The following is a 16,139-nucleotide window of genomic DNA, read 5'->3' on the forward strand; positions in this document are numbered from 1 at the left end:
GCGCTTTACAGAAATAAGCAAAACACTCTATGGATTTATGAAATCAGCAAAATTTATTACCTTTGAAGGCATCGACGGTGCGGGAAAATCAACCCATATTGGTTACGTCGCCGGGTTGTTGCAACAGCGTGGACTGACGGTGGTCTCTACTCGAGAGCCGGGCGGCACCGCGCTGGGTGAAGCATTGCGCGAACTTGTCCTGCATCAAAAAATGCATCTGGAAACCGAGGCGATGCTGATGTTTGCCTCTCGTCGCGAACATCTGGCGCAGGTCATTGAACCAGCGCTGGCGCGTGGGGAATGGGTCGTTTCCGATCGGTTTACCGATGCAACTTTTGCGTATCAGGGTGGTGGTAGAAAACTATCGCGGGATAAGCTGGATGTTTTGGAGCAATGGGTACATCCGCATTTGCAGCCGGATTTGACTTTGCTGTTTGATGTGCCGCTGGAGGTAGCGCGGGCGCGACTGGATGCAACCCGTGATCTGGATAAATTTGAGCAGGAAAAAGCCACCTTTTTTGCCGATACCCGGGCTGAGTATTTACGCCGCGCCGCACAGTTTCCCGACCGTTTTCGCATCATTGATTCGACGCAGACAATAGCGGATATTCAACAGACGTTAGCGCAGATCGTTGCGACGCTGTAGCAAAGCGTTGTTTGGGCGAATATCGGCGTATGGTGTAAATATTAAGAATAAGCCGCTTCATCATTAAGATTGTTCATGACTAATTCGATATTTCCGTGGCAAATAAATGCCTGGCAGCAACTTCAGCAAATGCGACCGCGCATGCCGCATGCGATCCTGTTTCATGGCGCTGAAGGTATAGGTAAAACTATATTTGCCGAACAGTTCGCGCAGTCGCTGTTTTGCGAAAAGCCGCTAGCCGATGGTCAAGCCTGTGGCGTATGTGGATCATGTGGTTGGTTCATGCAGCAGAATCATCCCGATTATCGTCGTGTGCGCCCTGAAATTCTCGAAGATGAGGATAGTCGCGAAGGCGGCGAGGGCGCTGATGATGGCGACAAGAAAACAGCGAAGGCGACCAAAGCACCGTCGAAAGAAATTAAGATTGATCAAATTCGTGCATTAGCCGGATTTATGAATATCTCCACCCATCGTCAAGGCCAACGCGTAGTGGTGCTGTATCCGGCGGAGGCCTTAAACGCCGCCGCCGCCAATGCGTTGCTGAAAACCCTGGAAGAACCTCCGCCGAACACCGTATTTTTATTAATATCAAATAGTCTGGATCGATTGTTGCCGACGATATTGTCGCGTTGTCGCAAGTTTCCGATGCCGCTGCCTTCACCGCAAGAAGCGCTTGGCTGGCTCAAACAACAAGGCGTGGCTGACGCTGATATGTGGTTGGCAGAGCAGGGCGGCGCGCCACTGACCGCGCAGGCGCAGTCGCAAAGTGATGGCCGTGAATTGATAGATGCGCTGCTGGCCTATTTGAGTGCACCCAGTATCGACGCAGCGTTGAAATGTGCCGAACGGGTGCAGAAAACCCCTGTGGTTGAGCTGCTCGGGTGGCAGCAGCGCTGGCTCTATGATGTATTTTCGCTGAAGATGGCGGGTTCTGTGCGGTATTATCCACGTCATAAAAAGACATTGACGGCATTGGCGGCACGCACGCAAACCGGCGAATTATTACGATTATTGAAAGCCAGTAACGACAGACGGGCCATCGCAGAACATCCGTTGTCGGCAAGACTTTTTATTGAAGATATGCTGTTGGATTACGCAAAAATTTTTGCATGACATTTTTCAGGACTGATTTATCTGAGTCAATTTTGATTATTCAATAGGAGATGTGCATGGCAGAAAATACAATCGGCGGCGTGGCAGGGATAAGCGGCATTAAGTTAGCCAGGCCGACTGTATTGTCGCTGGCGATCAAAGAAAAATCGGCTTTATATGCGGCCTATATGCCATTCTTAACGAACGGCGGCATATTCGTGCCGACCAGCAAGGCTTATTTGGTAGGGGACGAGATTTATTTGATTCTCAGTCTCATGGAAGATCCCGCCAAATATCCTATCGCTGGCAAGGTCGCCTGGATTACACCGTCCGGCGCGAATAACAATCGGGCGCAAGGCATCGGCGTGCATTTTCCCGACGACGAAAGCGGCCTCCGTTTGCGTACACGTATTGAAGAAATCTTGGGTTCCGCATTGGGCTCAAGCCGTCCCACTCACACTTTATAAACATGAAATATCATCATCGACTGGCAGTGCAGCAGGATTTGGACGCAATCGTTGCGATTTACAACAGTACCGTTGCGTCGCGTGACGTCACCGCCGATACGGAACCGGTATCGGTTGCTTCCCGGCAAGCGTGGTTCGATCATCACAACCCGACGCTGCGCCCGCTGTGGGTGGTTGAGCAGTCCACTGATGATAACGATACCGCGTTGCCGACCATTCTCGGCTGGCTTTCGTACTCGGATTTTTACGGTCGTCCGGCTTACTCTGGCACGGCTGAAATTTCTGTCTATATTCACGAAGCTGCGCGAGGCATGGGGATTGGTCGTTATTTGATGGAAGCGGCAATTGCCTATGCGCCGCACGTTGCGGTGCATACTTTATTGGGGTTTGTTTTTGGTCATAACGAACCAAGTCTGAAATTGTTTGATGTATTCGGCTTTGAGCGTTGGGCCAACATGCCACGCGTGGCAACGCTGGACGGGATAGAGCGTGATTTGGTGATTTTAGGTAAACGCGTCGCATAAAATTTCTACAATTTGTTATTCCCGTTTGTCAGGGCGAAATCGTCATAAGAAATCGCCGTGACAAACAGGCGATTCTCGTAATATTGCATCGTTTTTCTTGCCTCCCTTTTCTATTCTGAGAAGAGGATTTTTATACTGCTTCTGTCCTGTTTCCGCCCATGTATATCGACTCTCACTGCCATATTAATTTTCCTGAGCTGGCTGCCAAAATGCCGGAAATTCTGGCTAAGATGGCAGAAAATAAGGTGACTCACGCGCTCTGCGTTTCGGTCGATTTACCTGATTTTCCGCAGGTGCTGGAATTGGCTAAAACCTATCCGCACATCTACGCCTCGGTGGGCGTGCATCCCGACTACGAAGATACGCCGGAACCGACAGTAGACGACTTGATTCGCTTGTCCGATCATCCGAAAATTATCGCGATTGGCGAAACCGGCCTGGATTACTTTCGGTTGAAGGGCGATCTCGAATGGCAGCGCGAGCGCTTTCGTCGTCACATCCGGGCTTCGCGGGCGACTGGGAAGCCGCTCATTATTCATACGCGCGCCGCCTCCGAAGATACGATAAAAATTATGCTTGAAGAAGGTGCCGGGACCAATGCCGGTGGCGCGGGCGGTGTGATGCATTGCTTCACTGAATCACTGGCGGTGGCGGAGGCGGCGATCCAGATGGGCTTCTATATTTCTTTTTCCGGTATCGTTACTTTTAAGAGCGCAAAAGATTTGCAGGCGGTGGCGTTAGCGGTGCCGCTAGAACATATTCTGATCGAGACCGATTCGCCCTATCTTGCCCCCGTGCCGCATCGTGGCAAGATGAACGAACCAGGATTGGTGATACATGTCGCGGAATATCTCGCGAATCTTAAAGGTGTGCCGCTGACAACAATAGCCCAACAGACCACGGATAATTTTTTTACATTATTCAAACTTTCACCAGAGGCCGCCAATGCTTAATTTCGCAAAAAAAATCAAACCAGATTCCGTGATGCGCCGGTTTTTTTCTGCAATTGCGGCGACTTTATTGGCAGCCATATTTATCTTGCCGGTTGTCAGTCACGCAGCGACTTCGGAAGAATTTTTTAAGTTAATCCAGCTTGACGATTATCGACGTTTGCCTAAGCTATTTGCAGCAGGCTTGGATCCAAATGTGGTTGAAAGCAAACGCGGCGACACGGGCCTGATTTTAGCCGTCCGCGAAGATTCGATGAAGTCGTTCGACGTATTGCTGAATACGCCCGGCATCGATTTGAATGCACGCGCCCACAATGGCGATACGGCATTGATGGTGGCCGCTTACAAGAATAATGTTGCCGCAGTGAAAGCGCTGTTGGGTAAAGAGGTCGATCCGAACAACAAGGGTTGGGCCGCGCTGCATTATGCGGCGGCGGTCGGTAATAATGAGATCGTGCAATTGTTGCTGGATGCATCTGCCTACATCGATGCGGATTCGCCCAACCACACTACGCCGCTGATGATGGCTGCACGCGCTGGACAAATTCTGACTGTTAAATTGCTGCTCGATTCTGGCGCAGACGCCACATTGAAAAACGATGTTGGAATGACGGCAATTGATTTTGCAAAAAAATTCGAACATCAGGATATTGTCGATGGCCTTACGCATCGTTTGAAGCAAGCGGGGAAGTTGTAAATCCGGCTTTAATGCTGTGAAGGAATAGACTGATTTGCAACACTAATCGGCAAGCGTAAACAATGAAGGGTGACTTTGACGCACTAGCAGACTATTGTTAATCTCATGGTGATAATTATTTCCCAAGCGACTTAATGGACCACTGAATTTCACCACTTAATTGCAGTGGAACAAGAAATGTGGCACGTGACACGAAGCAGTCAATGGGGGAGTTCGCTATGTCCGTTAACAATAAAAGATCGCGCAGTTTTTTTACCGGATGGTCATTTTTCTTTTTCTTATTTTCATTGGCTGGCCACGCTGCGGAGTCATCAGAAGATGTCCCGCCAGCAACCTCGGTCGTGACGCCGCCCGGGACCTATAACGGCTACGCCTCGGCGGCCCTTGGAAACGGTGTTCTATATGGGCACGACGTAGCTACTACCAAGCCGATGCGTTGGCGCGCAGCAGAAATCAGATTTGGACCGAATCTCGATATTTTTGGACTTGTATCCAGCGGGCGTCTCTCCGCCGCCGAAGCCCCCCGACTTGATATCGTTTATTACAACGAAGGCCATCCAGACAATAACCATCGTGATGGCTACGCGTTGCAGATGGTCTTCAGAAAAAAAATCCAGCCATATCTCAACATCGAATTTGGCGCCGGGCCCTACTTCAGCATGAACAGAACTACGGCAGTAAGCGGCGTCGAATCTGACGATGCCCGCGTCGGCGCCTTGTTTTCCTTAGCGCTTCTTGCGTCTCTTGATCATTATTCACCCGGCCTGAGTCTGCGAGTGGGGTACAACCACGTCATCATGCCGGGCGCACCGTCCTCAGACGCGTTGATAGTGGGTATAGGCAAAGAATTTGATACCGTAGTTGCCTATGCGCCTGATCAACCGGGCCTTACGTCGGGGTCGGTTTGGCTTGCCGGATCGGTCGGCTTTGCGCAGACCAATCAATCGGGACCGGGAAAGCGGCTGAGCTATGCGATTGACGCAAAAAAATACTATGGACACTGGGCAATATCCGTTTCTGGCGTGGATGAAGGTAGTGATGGCGTCCGGGTGGATCGCAGGGGGATTGCGGCGCAGGCCTGGTACGTGCAATCCATCAGTGAAAACTGGGGTATCAGCTTCGGTGCCGGACCATATTTTGCAGCGAATCAGCGAGAATTCGGTAATTGGACGACGAATGGTTTGATGACGCTTGAGGTGGATCGGAATATCGGCAAGAATTTCAAGGCATTTATCGATTTTGGTCGCGTGGTCACCTTTAGAAATAAAAACGACGCTGATCTCCTGACACTTGGCATCTCCAGAAAATTTGATTTTTAGCGTCGTTTAGCCACCTGCACTGTCATTAAACCGCCACCTTTACCTGCAACGTAGAGCTGGCGGTTTTGTTATGAGGTGGCCTATGGAATGCCGCCAAAGAATTTTGTGCGCTGCTGGCAACTTGTTAATTTTGTACTACACTAAATTGAGCAGCGTCCGACTATCTCGAAAAGAAACACAAGTCAAAAAAAGATGTCGAATAGTCTGCTTAAATTTTGTTGTCTGTGGCTTTTATGGAGGTGGCTATGGAACTGCATATGCATTCTCATCACTTGGAATCACGGCGGCCTGATTGGGCTGCGGCGGCGGTTTCCGGGTTCGTCGGCGGGGCTGTCCTGATGGTTCTGGAATTGCTTTGGTCATCGCTGATTGTGGGTGCCAGCCCGTGGGCGATGTCCCATATGATTTCAGCGATTGTGATGGGACGAGATGTCCTGCAATCAACGGATTTTAGCGTCGGTGTTGTGGCAACTGCGTTGATTACGCATTATGTGCTGGGTATTATTTTTGGGCTTATTCTGTGCGCCATCATTGCACCATTTCATTTAGATTCCAGCATTGGCATGATATTGCTGACCGGCATGGTATTTGGTGTCGTGCTGTATGTATTCAACTTTTATGGCATGGCCAAATTTTTCCCCTGGTTTGCTGAGATGCGCGGTTGGTCAGCGTTGTTAACCCACCTGATTTTTGGTCTGGTATCGGCCGCGATGTATTGGACGCTGGAGCGACGCAGCGCAATCAGGTAACGCCTGGCGCAACGTCCGCCCAGAACGATAAAAATAGTAATCGGGACTCACATAAAAAATGCTTTGCTTATTGCTGCGTGCGGCTGGCCATTCCTGGTAATGGTAAATATGGTCAGACGTAAGTAACGCCTATTTTGCATGGCTTGCTAGTCTTGTATTGACCCGTGTCATCAATCGTCACTATTGTCACTTCGCCGGTTTACCGACGCGGAAGGGGATCAGTATGGTTATGGCCATTTTGCTCGTCGTGATAGTTGATCTGACGGTGCTGTTTCATATTCTGAGTCCATGGTGGTTAACACCGCTGGCCTCAAATTGGCAGCAGATGGACAATACCTTGACGATTACGCTGGCAATTACGGGCTTTGTCTTTGTGTTTCTGAATCTATTTTTGGTTTATACCTTGCTGCGCTTTCGTCATCGCAAAGGTCGTCGTGCGGGCTATGAGCCAGACAACAAAAAACTGGAATGGTGGCTGACCGGCGTGACAACCGTTGGCATCATCGCGTTGCTGGCACCGGGTTTGCTGGTGTATGCCGAGTTTGTGAATGTGCCGGCTAATGCGCTAAAAGTGGAAGTGTTGGGGCAGCAATGGCAATGGCGTTTTCGCTTTCCCGGCGCTAGCGGCAAACTCGGCCGTAGCAGTATTGGGCTGGTTAGCGCGGCCAATCCGTTCGGCCTTGATCCGGCTGATCCTGCCGGTCAAGACAATATCCTTGTAAATAATAACGAACTGCATTTGCCGGTGAATGTACCGGTAGAAATGCTGCTACGTTCGCAAGATGTCTTGCACGATTTTTATGTGCCGCCTTTTCGCGCGCGCATGAATATGATACCGGGCATGGTGACCTCGTTTTGGTTTACGCCAAATAAAGTGGGACGGTATGAGGTGCTGTGCGCGCAATTATGTGGCATCGGTCATGCCGGCATGCGCGGCTACGTCGTGGTCGAGGAGATGGCTAACTTCAAGACCTGGTTACAGTCTCAGCAAACATTTGCCGTATCGATGATGCCGCAGCAACCGCACCCGGTTGGTACAGCGCCGGATACGCTGATCGCACAGGGTAAGGCGCTGGCGACCTCCAAGGCTTGCTTTTCGTGCCACACGGTGGATGGTAGTGCTTTGGTCGGGCCGACCTGGAAAGGACTGTTTGGCAAGACTGAAACCATGGCGAACGGCAGCACCGCGATGGTCGATGAAGCTTACTTAAAAAACTTTATCCGCCAACCGCAGGCGCGGGTAGTGAAGGGATTCACACCGATGATGCCGACGATTCCTATGACCGATGATGAGTTGACGGCGCTGGTGGCGTATATCAAGTCGCTCGGTGCGCAACCGGCAACAACGAACACGGCAGGTGTCACCGCCGGTAACGGCCAATAAAAGTCGAATAGATAGTCAGTAAAAACATACCGCCGCAATATCGCTTAATGGGGAAGGCTATGACTAATACCGATGATGCCGAAGACAGCATGCACCACGCACCGCAAAGTTTTTTTCTTAAATATATCTGGAGCCAGGACCACAAGGTCATTGCCATTCAGTATTCCTGTGTGGCGATTATTGCTGGTCTGGTCGGTTTGGTGCTGTCGAATCTGATGCGGTTGCAACTGGGATTTCCGGGCCGTTTTGCCGGTATCGATGCGACGCATTATTACCAGTTCATGACGATGCACGGCATGATTATGGTGATTTATTTGCTGACGGCGTTGCTGCTGGGCGGGTTTGGAAATTATTTGATTCCGCTCATGGTTGGGGCGCGGGATATGGTGTTTCCATATTTGAATATGTTGAGTTTCTGGACGTATTTTCTTTCTGTCATCGTCCTGATGTCGAGTTTTTTTGTGCCGGGCGGTCCTACGGGAGCAGGTTGGACACTGTATCCGCCGCAAGCAATTTTGCCCGGTACGCCAGGTTATGAATGGGGCATTATTTTGATGTTGGTGTCGTTGCTGATATTCATCGCCGCCGCCACCATGGGTGGATTAAATTATGTGACGACGGTATTGCAGGCGCGCACCGAAGGTATGACCCTGATGCGTATGCCGTTAACCGTCTGGGGAATTTTTGTCGCTACTATTTTGGCGTTGCTGGCTTTTCCCGCGTTGTTTGTCAGCGGCATTATGATGCTGCTTGATCGCACGCTGGGGACCAGCTTTTTCATGCCCGCGCTGTTATCGATGGGCAAAGCCAGTGCTTACAATGGCGGCAGTCCGCTGCTGTTTCAGCATTTATTCTGGTTTTTTGGACATCCGGAGGTGTATATCGTCGCGCTGCCAGCGTTCGGTATTGTCTCAGATCTGATCAGCGTGCATGCGCGCAAAAGTATTTTCGGCTATCGCACGATGGTATGGGCGATTCTGTCTATCGGCGTGCTCAGCGTATTGGTGTGGGCGCACCATATGTTTGTCAGCGGGATGAACCCGTATTTCGGATTTTTCTTCGCCACTACGACGCTGGTGATCGCGATTCCCACGGCGATTAAAGTCTACAACTGGTTGTTGACGTTGTGGGATGGCGATATTCATATGACGGTGCCGATGTTGTTTGCGCTGGCGTTTATCAGCACCTTTCTGATCGGCGGATTGACAGGATTGTTTCTGGGCAATGTCAGCGTCGATATTCCTTTATCCAATACTTATTTTGTCGTTGCGCATTTCCATATGGTGATGGGGGTGTCGCCGCTGCTAGTGATTTTTGGTGGGATTTACCATTGGTTTCCGAAGATTTCCGGACGAATGTTGGACGATCGGCTGGGCAAAATTCATTTCTGGATCACTTTTGTGGGGACTTACGCCATTTTCTTTCCGATGCACTATCTTGGGATACTTGGCATGCCGCGTCGATACTACGTATTTGAAGGTTATAAATTCATTCCGTCATCGGCACAGTCGTTAAATGTCTTTATTAGTGTAGTAGCGTTTGTGGTGGCATTCGGCCAGATAGTGTTCATATTCAATCTTATCTGGAGCACGTTCCGAGGCAAACCTGCCGAGGCCAATCCATGGCGCGCGGCTTCGCTGGAATGGCAAACGCCGACCACACCACCGGGGCATGGCAACTGGGGGCCACAATTACCGGTGGTGTATCGCGGTGCTTATGCTTATAGCTTGCCCGGCGAGCAGGAAGATTTCATCGCACAGAATACGCCGCCAAAAATAGAAACGGCCGGGCCGGGCGTGAGTAAAGGAGCGCTGGCATGAGCGCCGCCATGAATATCAACATCTCTAAATCTGGTCGGGTTGTGCGTACCAATGACAGCACTATCAGCATCGCATTGTGGTTGTTTATCGGTGTCGCAAGCGCGCTCTTTTTATTGTTCCTGGCGGCGTATGTGATGCGCATGGATGCGCAGGATTGGTCGCCGATTGTCATGCCATGGCAGTTGTGGATTAGCACCGCGTTATTGATTGTCGCAAGTGGTCTGTTGCATCTCGCCAGCAGCGCGCGGCGATTGACCTCGGCACGCAATTTTCTGGCGGCGGCAGGTGTTTGCGGGATGCTATTTTTAGGCGTGCAAATGTGGGGCTGGCAAGCACTACTAAGCATGCATGTAACGCCGGTTGGCAATCCTGCCGGGAGTTTTTTCTATTTGCTGACGGCGATGCACGGTTTGCATGTTTTCGGTGGCTTGGTTGGTTGGGGGCGCACTGCGCGTAGCGCGTGGTTTCGGGCCTCTGTCGATGTTGAGATGGTCAATGTTCACTGGCGGATCGCGCTATGTGCACGTTACTGGGATTTTTTGCTGTTGGTATGGATCGTCTTGTTTGCTGCACTTGGCTGGCTGACGCCGGAAGTAGTGCGCTGGGTTTGCGGCACACGTTGAGGCGTAAAAGGGAGGCGGTATGGATATATCGGCAGACAGTCCCAAACCTGCAAATGCAGGCGCACTTTTAGCATCAGAGCCTGTTGGCGGTGGTGCGGCGGCCGTGCCTGCGCTGAGTGGCGTGCGTCAGTTGGTCAGCGACTGGTCATCGGATCGGACCGCGTTTAAGGTTTCGTGGGGCAAGGCGATGATGTGGATATTCTTGCTCTCGGATACCTTTATTTTTAGTTGTTTTCTGGTCGGCTATATGACGGTGCGGATGTCCGGCACGCAGCGATGGCCCGATCCAAGCGTGATGTTTGCGCTGCATATTGGCGGTGTCGAAGTGCCGCTGTTGCTTATCGCGATCATGACCTTTGTGCTCATTAGTAGTAGCGGCACGATGGCGATGGCGGTAAATTTTGCATATCGCCGCCAGCGTGTGCGTGCTGCCGTGTTGATGTTGATTACCGCTTGTTTTGGTGTGTCTTTTGTCAGCATGCAGGCGTTTGAATGGACTAACTTGATCGTCAATGAACACGTGCGCCCTTGGCACAATTTAGCGGGTGCACCGCAGTTTGGGGCATCGTTTTTCATGATTACCGGTTTTCACGGCCTTCATGTGTCGATTGGCGTCATTTATCTGGTGACGGTTGCGGTGAAGGTATTACGCGGGCGCTACGAGCGCAGCGGGAATTATCAGATTGTGGAGATCGCCGGTTTGTATTGGCACTTTGTGGATCTGGTCTGGGTGTTTATTTTTGCGCTGTTTTATCTTTGGTGAGGTGTCATCATGCACGCTTCAGATTCTGGAAGCTCGACTAATGCGGCGAATCCCACTGCCGGTCAGCAACATACTGGTCAACAGCATCCGACCAGTCTTTACCTAAAAATTTGGGGTCTGCTATTCGTCCTCAGTACGCTTTCGTACATGGTCGATTATTTGCAGTTTCACGGCTATCTGCGATGGGCGTTGATTTTGCTGCTGATGTTATTGAAGGCGGGGCTGATCGTTGCTTTTTTCATGCACATGGCATGGGAACGGCTGGCGTTGGTGTATGCGATTCTGGTGCCGCCGTTATGCTTGCTGGTGCTGGTGGTCTTGATGGCGACCGAGGCGCATTACACGTTTCTTATGCGCTTATTATTTTTCCGCTGAGCCGAGGCTCAGCGGTGGTCATTGCGATTAATTAAGATTAGCGGCGCATCAAAATTTGCGGTCCGACATCCTTGATATCTTTAGTCCCGGTAAGGGCCATGCTGACATCAAGTTCTTGCCGCATGATTTCCAGCATTTTGGTCACGCCTGCTTCACCCATTGCGCCCAGACTATAAAGAAAGGCGCGCCCAATCATCGTTCCTTTGGCCCCCAAAGCGACCGCCTTCAGCACATCCTGACCGCTGCGAATACCACCGTCAAACCAGACCTCAATCTGATCGCCGACGGCTTCCACAATCGCGGGTAAAGCAGAAATGGAGGACACTGCGCCATCCAGCTGACGACCGCCGTGGTTGCTGACGACTATGGCGTCGGCACCGCTGGCGGCGGCGATTTTGGCATCTTCAACGTCTAAAATACCTTTGAGTATCAGTTTTCCGCCCCATTGTTCTTTGATCCAGGCGATGTCGTCCCAGGATAAGGTTGGATCGAATTGGCTCGCGGTCCATTTGCTCAACGTCAGAATGCCGTCCGCGCCTTTAACGTGACCTGCCAGATTACCAAAGGTTTTACGTCCGCTTAGCGCGCGTAATGCCCATGCCGGTTTGGATGCCAGATCGATAATATTGGCGAGAGTCAGTTTCGGCGGCACGGACATGCCGTTCTTCAAATCTTTATGACGCTGTCCCAGAATCTGCAAATCCAGTGTTAACACTAACGCTGAACATTTTGCCGCTTTGGCGCGCTCAATCAGGGATTTTACAAAGCCACGGTCACGCATCACATACAACTGAAACCAGAACGGCTTAGTGGTGACGCTGGCGACATCTTCGATCGAGCAGATACTCATCGTCGAGAGTGTGAACGGGACACCGAATTTTTCAGCCGCAATCGCGCCTAGCATTTCACCGTTGGCCCATTGCATCCCGGTGAGTCCGGTAGGGGCGATGGCGACTGGCATGGTAACTTTTTCGCCAATCATGGTGGTTGCAGTGCTGCGCTGGTCGACGTTGATGGCAACCCGTTGGCGTAATTTCAGGGCGGCCAGATCGTCGCTATTGGCACGGTAAGTGCCTTCAGTGTAAGAGCCGCTATCGGCATAGTCGTAAAACGCTTTTGGTACCCGTTTCTGCGCGAGTACGCGCAGATCTTCGATGCAGGTAATGACGGGCATGGTTTCTCCGTGAATGTGATGTGAGGAATGTGGCGTGGATCAATGTGCTTTGAATATTTTTTGGTATTTAGCCCAACCGTCATCCTAGGGCAAAAAGCACCATCGGTGGAAGAGAATCATGGCGGATTTAGGTGAAGACTTTTCAACTCAGCAACGCATTTGAGGATGGGTGCCGGAAACAAAGCAGGGGAATCGGCTAGCGTGATCCCCCTTATTGAAGGTGAAATGCTGGTTGAGCGCCGGCATTATTGCTATTTTTAACATCAGTCTTCAAAGACTTCATGGACCGCGTCGGCACCGCGTTTCCAATAACTAGCAGCACGAATGCGGCTTTTGTCGATCCCGCGTTCAATGCATAAATGCTGGCGCACAGCACGTATTAGTGTAGATTCGCCAGCCGCCCAGACATAACCTTCGCCTTCAGGGATGTGCATCTCGCGTAGCGCAGACAGCAAATCAGCTCTGGGGTCTGCTGCATTGCGGAAGCGCCACTCGATATATACGTTCGGTTTGCTGTCAAACGCGATGTGGGCCGACGGTTGTGCGACTTCGATGAGGGCCGCTACTCGCATATTATCCGGCAATTCTTCGATGCGGCGTGCAATTGCAGGCAGTGCAGTCTCATCGCCGATCAGAAGATGCCAGTCAAATTCGGCGGGTATGATCATCGATCCGCGTGGTCCGCCGATGCCAAGATATTGCCCGACCCTGGCTTGCGCTGCCCAGATTGTGGCTGGCCCAGCGGCATGCAGTGCAAACTCAATATCCAGTTCGCCTGCTGCCGGATCGTAGCGACGTGGGGTGAAATCGCGGGCGATTGGCCTTGGTTCTGTCTCCGAAAAGATGGGCCCGTTTGGTCCTGCCTGAGGTAGGGTGGGCTTGTCCGCGCCAGGAGGCGGAAAGAAAACCTTCATATGATCATCAAAAGAGCCCGACTGAAAGCCGTCGAGATCGTTGCCCGTCAGCGTGACGCGCACCATATGCGGCGTGACTTGCAGGACCCGTTTTACTTGCAATAAACGGAATTTTAGCGGATAGCGTACGCGGGAGACCGCCAGATCGGGGCGGTCCAAAAGTATGTTTTCAGGCATCGTTGTTTTACTCCGGAGTGTGAACAGGTTGGGTTTCGATCTCGGCGGTAGCACGTGCAAGAATGGCTGCGATCCGCTGCTGCTCTGACACCGAGGCATCGCTACGCAATAGCAATGCATGCTTCAGAGCGCGGCGGGCTTTGACGAATTCGGGGTGCCAGCGCATGCCTTCTCCGCCTGCGTCATCAGAAGCCTCTTCTCCAGCAAACGCACGGCGTACTGAATCCATTTTTCGTGCGAAATGACTAAGCTTGGCAAGCATCAAGTCGACCCGTTCGCGGTTCGCGGCCAGATAACTGCGACCCGGCTCAGCCAGTGCGTAGCGCTTGCGATTGCCTTCTGCTTCGACAGTCGCATAACCCAATTCTTCAAGGTAAGTCAGCGCTGGATAAACCATGCCAGGGCTGGGCGTATAGAAGCCATTCGAGCGCACTTCTAGTGCCTTAATCAGTTCGTAGCCATGCCGCGGCTCATCGGCCAGCAATGCCAGCAACAGCAATTGCAGATCGTCGGAACTGAATTTGCGACCGCGTGGCATGCCTTCGTCGTCACCACCGAAGTCTGGACCGCCGGGAAAGCGGCCTCCACCGCCATGACGACGGTGATGGCCGCCGCCGATGGCGTGCCAGAGTGCATGCAGCGAAAACCGGTCGGAGGACTGGTGATCAAATGGTGAGTGAGAGTGATGATGGTGTTTCATTTTTTGTCCTTTAGGTGATTATGTATCTTAAGATATATATCTTAAGATACGTTGTCAAGATTATTTTTGTGCGAATAAGGCGGCTTTCGGAGCGCCGGGTTGCCAAAGATATTCCGTCCGAACAAAAAGTGGGGGACGATAGACTGAGATGGGAGCGAGGCTATAAATAGCCGACGACAGACGGCATGAGACGAAGTTATGGCGCAGGTTTGCTAGTGGACTTATCGAAAATGCGGTGCGCGGTTGCGCTCAGGAAGTACAGCGATGTGCTGACGCGGAGACAAAATCTTCGTCTTCGCGTTAGTTATGTTGATTATGTTGGTTATGTTAGTTTTTGATGCGGGGAAATGCGTTACAAAAATACTTTTTTAACAATTTAGTCGTTCAGCATACAGCTGACATCAATTCTTTCGCTGCCTGATTTCCGCTACGGACAGCTGTTTCTAAAGTTGCCGGATAGTCGCTAGCGGTATAGTCGCCCGCTAAAAACAGGCCAGTCACGCCAGTGCTATTGCTCGGGCGAGTGAGGGCGGGGGAGCAGGCAAAAGTCGCGCGTTTTTCAGAAATTACTTTAGCCCATTGCGGATGCGCTAATGCGGGCAGTTTGAACACCTTGGCTAACTGTGCCGCAATCGCATTGATCAATGTGTCGTGCCCATGCGAAATGGCCGCCGCGGAAACACTGATGACAACGGCTAACAGACCGGCTTGTGCTGCATCAAGTTGACCGCGATCAAATACAAATTGGCCCCATTCACTGTTGAGATTATCTTCAATCAGCGCAAAAAAAGGCTGCGGAAGGGAGATCGTTGGCGCGTACTGTAAATAGCAGGTCGTAATCGGTTCGTAAGAGAAGCTTTGCAGCAGCGCGGTATCGGCCAGGTTGGTCAGTAAATTAGCCGCAGTATCTGGCGGCGTGGCGACGATCACCGCATCAAAACTATCCTCGTAGTCATTGGCACTTAAACGCCATTGATTGCCGTCTGCCTGCAACTGCCTGATATTGCAGCCAAGGCGAAGACTGCCGCCCTGTTGCGCGATAAATGTTGCAGCGTTATCCGGTAATACACTGCTGAGATGTAGTCGAGGTATTAGCATGTCCGAGGCGGCGCGGCGCGCACCCAGACTGTCACGCAATACTGCCAGAAAAACTTGTGCTGAGGCGCGCTCTGGCGGTGTATTTAGCGCAGCGATGCATAGCGGTTGCCATAGCAATTGGATCAGGCGCTTGGTCTGATCGAAGCGTTCGAGCAACGTGCTAACGCTGCAATCGTCATGCAACTGCCAGCCCATCCAGCGGGCGGCGGAATTGAAACGGGCCAACGCTAATTTATCTTCGCGGCTCAGTCCCTGCGCGCGCCATAAGGCGACTAATAGATGTAACGGCGCGGGCAGACGGGGAGCGCTGAAGATCATGCCGCCGCTGTCAGCGGGATAGCACATTTGTAATGGCAGGCGCAATAACGCCGTTTTCGGATCAATGCCTACTTTGCGCATCAATTGCAGGGTTTGTTTGTAAGCGCCGAGCAAGATGTGCTGGCCATTGTCGAGCGTAATACTTGTATCGGCTTTGATGGGTTCGACTGCTTCAATCACGTCAGTAGCTTTAGACCGATGAAGTGTCACGCTTCTGGCGCGGCCGCCAAGTACGCGGCTCGCCTCGAATAAGGTCACTTGATGTTGACTGTCTGACAGCGCTACCGCTGCCGCACAACCGGCCCAACCGGCGCCTATGACGGCGATTTTGCGTTTCGTGGCGCTCATG

At 51.7% G+C, this 16,139-nt stretch carries 17 protein-coding genes; 13 read left to right on the forward strand and 4 right to left on the reverse strand.

Annotated elements, in window-relative coordinates:
- The first annotated feature begins 37 nt into the window (after positions 1-37).
- The 13 genes from tmk to C7W93_RS00640 all read left to right on the forward strand — a co-directional run bounded on the left by tmk (position 38) and on the right by C7W93_RS00640 (position 11,409).
- Entirely contained in the window at positions 38-646 is a 609-nt protein-coding gene (gene tmk / locus C7W93_RS00580; protein WP_108438286.1) for a dTMP kinase, read from the forward strand.
- 75 nt (positions 647-721) lie between these two features.
- Positions 722-1,759 carry a DNA polymerase III subunit delta' gene (locus C7W93_RS00585; RefSeq protein ID WP_108438287.1) on the forward strand — a complete coding sequence of 346 codons (1,038 nt, stop codon included), beginning with the start codon at positions 722-724 and terminating at the stop codon, positions 1,757-1,759.
- Between the two features lie 56 nt (positions 1,760-1,815).
- Positions 1,816-2,205, forward strand: coding sequence for a PilZ domain-containing protein (locus C7W93_RS00590; protein WP_108438288.1), 390 nt, complete (start codon positions 1,816-1,818; stop codon positions 2,203-2,205).
- A gap of 2 nt (positions 2,206-2,207) precedes the next feature.
- Positions 2,208-2,729 carry a GNAT family N-acetyltransferase gene (locus tag C7W93_RS00595; protein WP_108438289.1) on the forward strand — a complete coding sequence of 174 codons (522 nt, stop codon included), beginning with the start codon at positions 2,208-2,210 and terminating at the stop codon, positions 2,727-2,729.
- A gap of 158 nt (positions 2,730-2,887) precedes the next feature.
- Entirely contained in the window at positions 2,888-3,682 is a 795-nt protein-coding gene (locus C7W93_RS00600; RefSeq protein ID WP_108438290.1) for a TatD family hydrolase, read from the forward strand.
- Positions 3,675-4,376, forward strand: a complete 702-nt coding sequence (locus C7W93_RS00605) for an ankyrin repeat domain-containing protein (protein ID WP_108438291.1) — start codon at positions 3,675-3,677, stop codon at positions 4,374-4,376. Before C7W93_RS00600 ends, C7W93_RS00605 begins: the two co-directional genes overlap by 8 nt.
- A gap of 218 nt (positions 4,377-4,594) precedes the next feature.
- Positions 4,595-5,695 carry a hypothetical protein gene (locus C7W93_RS00610; RefSeq protein ID WP_108438292.1) on the forward strand — a complete coding sequence of 367 codons (1,101 nt, stop codon included), beginning with the start codon at positions 4,595-4,597 and terminating at the stop codon, positions 5,693-5,695.
- 245 nt (positions 5,696-5,940) lie between these two features.
- Positions 5,941-6,444, forward strand: a complete 504-nt coding sequence (locus C7W93_RS00615; protein WP_108438293.1) for a hypothetical protein — start codon at positions 5,941-5,943, stop codon at positions 6,442-6,444.
- 223 nt (positions 6,445-6,667) lie between these two features.
- The gene (locus C7W93_RS00620) at positions 6,668-7,828 is read left to right on the forward strand and encodes a cytochrome c oxidase subunit II (RefSeq protein ID WP_108438294.1); all 1,161 of its coding nucleotides are present in this window, start codon (positions 6,668-6,670) and stop codon (positions 7,826-7,828) included.
- Positions 7,829-7,887: 59 nt separating this feature from the next.
- Entirely contained in the window at positions 7,888-9,648 is a 1,761-nt protein-coding gene (ctaD, locus tag C7W93_RS00625; RefSeq protein WP_108438295.1) for a cytochrome c oxidase subunit I, read from the forward strand.
- Positions 9,645-10,271, forward strand: a complete 627-nt coding sequence (locus tag C7W93_RS00630) for a bb3-type cytochrome oxidase subunit III (RefSeq protein ID WP_225869715.1) — start codon at positions 9,645-9,647, stop codon at positions 10,269-10,271. The genes ctaD and C7W93_RS00630 overlap by 4 nt, the downstream gene beginning before the upstream one ends.
- Before the next feature lie 19 nt (positions 10,272-10,290).
- Positions 10,291-11,034, forward strand: a complete 744-nt coding sequence (locus tag C7W93_RS00635; RefSeq protein WP_108438296.1) for a heme-copper oxidase subunit III family protein — start codon at positions 10,291-10,293, stop codon at positions 11,032-11,034.
- 9 nt (positions 11,035-11,043) lie between these two features.
- On the forward strand, positions 11,044-11,409 hold the full coding sequence (locus C7W93_RS00640; RefSeq protein ID WP_108438297.1) for a cytochrome C oxidase subunit IV family protein: 366 nt from the start codon (positions 11,044-11,046) through the stop codon (positions 11,407-11,409).
- Between the two features lie 37 nt (positions 11,410-11,446).
- On the opposite strand, the gene C7W93_RS00645 is transcribed toward C7W93_RS00640, so the two are convergent.
- The 4 genes from C7W93_RS00645 to hpnE all read right to left on the reverse strand — a co-directional run bounded on the left by C7W93_RS00645 (position 11,447) and on the right by hpnE (position 16,138).
- Positions 11,447-12,583, reverse strand: coding sequence for an alpha-hydroxy acid oxidase (locus C7W93_RS00645; RefSeq protein ID WP_108438298.1), 1,137 nt, complete (start codon positions 12,581-12,583; stop codon positions 11,447-11,449).
- Between the two features lie 263 nt (positions 12,584-12,846).
- Complete coding sequence (locus C7W93_RS00650) at positions 12,847-13,674, reverse strand: siderophore-interacting protein (protein ID WP_108438299.1); 828 nt, start codon at positions 13,672-13,674, stop codon at positions 12,847-12,849.
- A gap of 7 nt (positions 13,675-13,681) precedes the next feature.
- Positions 13,682-14,374: a PadR family transcriptional regulator gene (locus C7W93_RS00655; protein ID WP_108438300.1), complete on the reverse strand. Its 693-nt coding sequence runs from the start codon at positions 14,372-14,374 to the stop codon at positions 13,682-13,684.
- Positions 14,375-14,758: 384 nt separating this feature from the next.
- Positions 14,759-16,138, reverse strand: coding sequence for a hydroxysqualene dehydroxylase HpnE (hpnE, locus tag C7W93_RS00660; protein WP_108438301.1), 1,380 nt, complete (start codon positions 16,136-16,138; stop codon positions 14,759-14,761).
- Position 16,139 lies beyond the last annotated feature (1 nt).

Source organism: Glaciimonas sp. PCH181, assembly GCF_003056055.1.
Lineage (GTDB): Bacteria > Pseudomonadota > Gammaproteobacteria > Burkholderiales > Burkholderiaceae_D > Glaciimonas.

Bases quoted from the DNA above. Each gene is read 5' to 3' on its own strand.
- ctaD (WP_108438295.1), top strand. From the start codon at position 7,888: ATGACTAATACCGATGATGCCGAAGACAGCATGCACCACGCACCGCAA.
- tmk (WP_108438286.1), top strand. From the start codon at position 38: ATGAAATCAGCAAAATTTATTACCTTTGAAGGCATCGACGGTGCGGGA.
- C7W93_RS00590 (WP_108438288.1), top strand. From the start codon at position 1,816: ATGGCAGAAAATACAATCGGCGGCGTGGCAGGGATAAGCGGCATTAAG.
- C7W93_RS00600 (WP_108438290.1), top strand. From the start codon at position 2,888: ATGTATATCGACTCTCACTGCCATATTAATTTTCCTGAGCTGGCTGCC.
- C7W93_RS00620 (WP_108438294.1), top strand. From the start codon at position 6,668: ATGGTTATGGCCATTTTGCTCGTCGTGATAGTTGATCTGACGGTGCTG.
- C7W93_RS00645 (WP_108438298.1), bottom strand. From the start codon at position 12,583: ATGCCCGTCATTACCTGCATCGAAGATCTGCGCGTACTCGCGCAGAAA.
- C7W93_RS00605 (WP_108438291.1), top strand. From the start codon at position 3,675: ATGCTTAATTTCGCAAAAAAAATCAAACCAGATTCCGTGATGCGCCGG.
- C7W93_RS00585 (WP_108438287.1), top strand. From the start codon at position 722: ATGACTAATTCGATATTTCCGTGGCAAATAAATGCCTGGCAGCAACTT.
- C7W93_RS00635 (WP_108438296.1), top strand. From the start codon at position 10,291: ATGGATATATCGGCAGACAGTCCCAAACCTGCAAATGCAGGCGCACTT.
- C7W93_RS00615 (WP_108438293.1), top strand. From the start codon at position 5,941: ATGGAACTGCATATGCATTCTCATCACTTGGAATCACGGCGGCCTGAT.
- C7W93_RS00595 (WP_108438289.1), top strand. From the start codon at position 2,208: ATGAAATATCATCATCGACTGGCAGTGCAGCAGGATTTGGACGCAATC.
- C7W93_RS00650 (WP_108438299.1), bottom strand. From the start codon at position 13,674: ATGCCTGAAAACATACTTTTGGACCGCCCCGATCTGGCGGTCTCCCGC.
- C7W93_RS00610 (WP_108438292.1), top strand. From the start codon at position 4,595: ATGTCCGTTAACAATAAAAGATCGCGCAGTTTTTTTACCGGATGGTCA.
- hpnE (WP_108438301.1), bottom strand. From the start codon at position 16,138: ATGAGCGCCACGAAACGCAAAATCGCCGTCATAGGCGCCGGTTGGGCC.
- C7W93_RS00655 (WP_108438300.1), bottom strand. From the start codon at position 14,374: ATGAAACACCATCATCACTCTCACTCACCATTTGATCACCAGTCCTCC.
- C7W93_RS00640 (WP_108438297.1), top strand. From the start codon at position 11,044: ATGCACGCTTCAGATTCTGGAAGCTCGACTAATGCGGCGAATCCCACT.
- C7W93_RS00630 (WP_225869715.1), top strand. From the start codon at position 9,645: ATGAGCGCCGCCATGAATATCAACATCTCTAAATCTGGTCGGGTTGTG.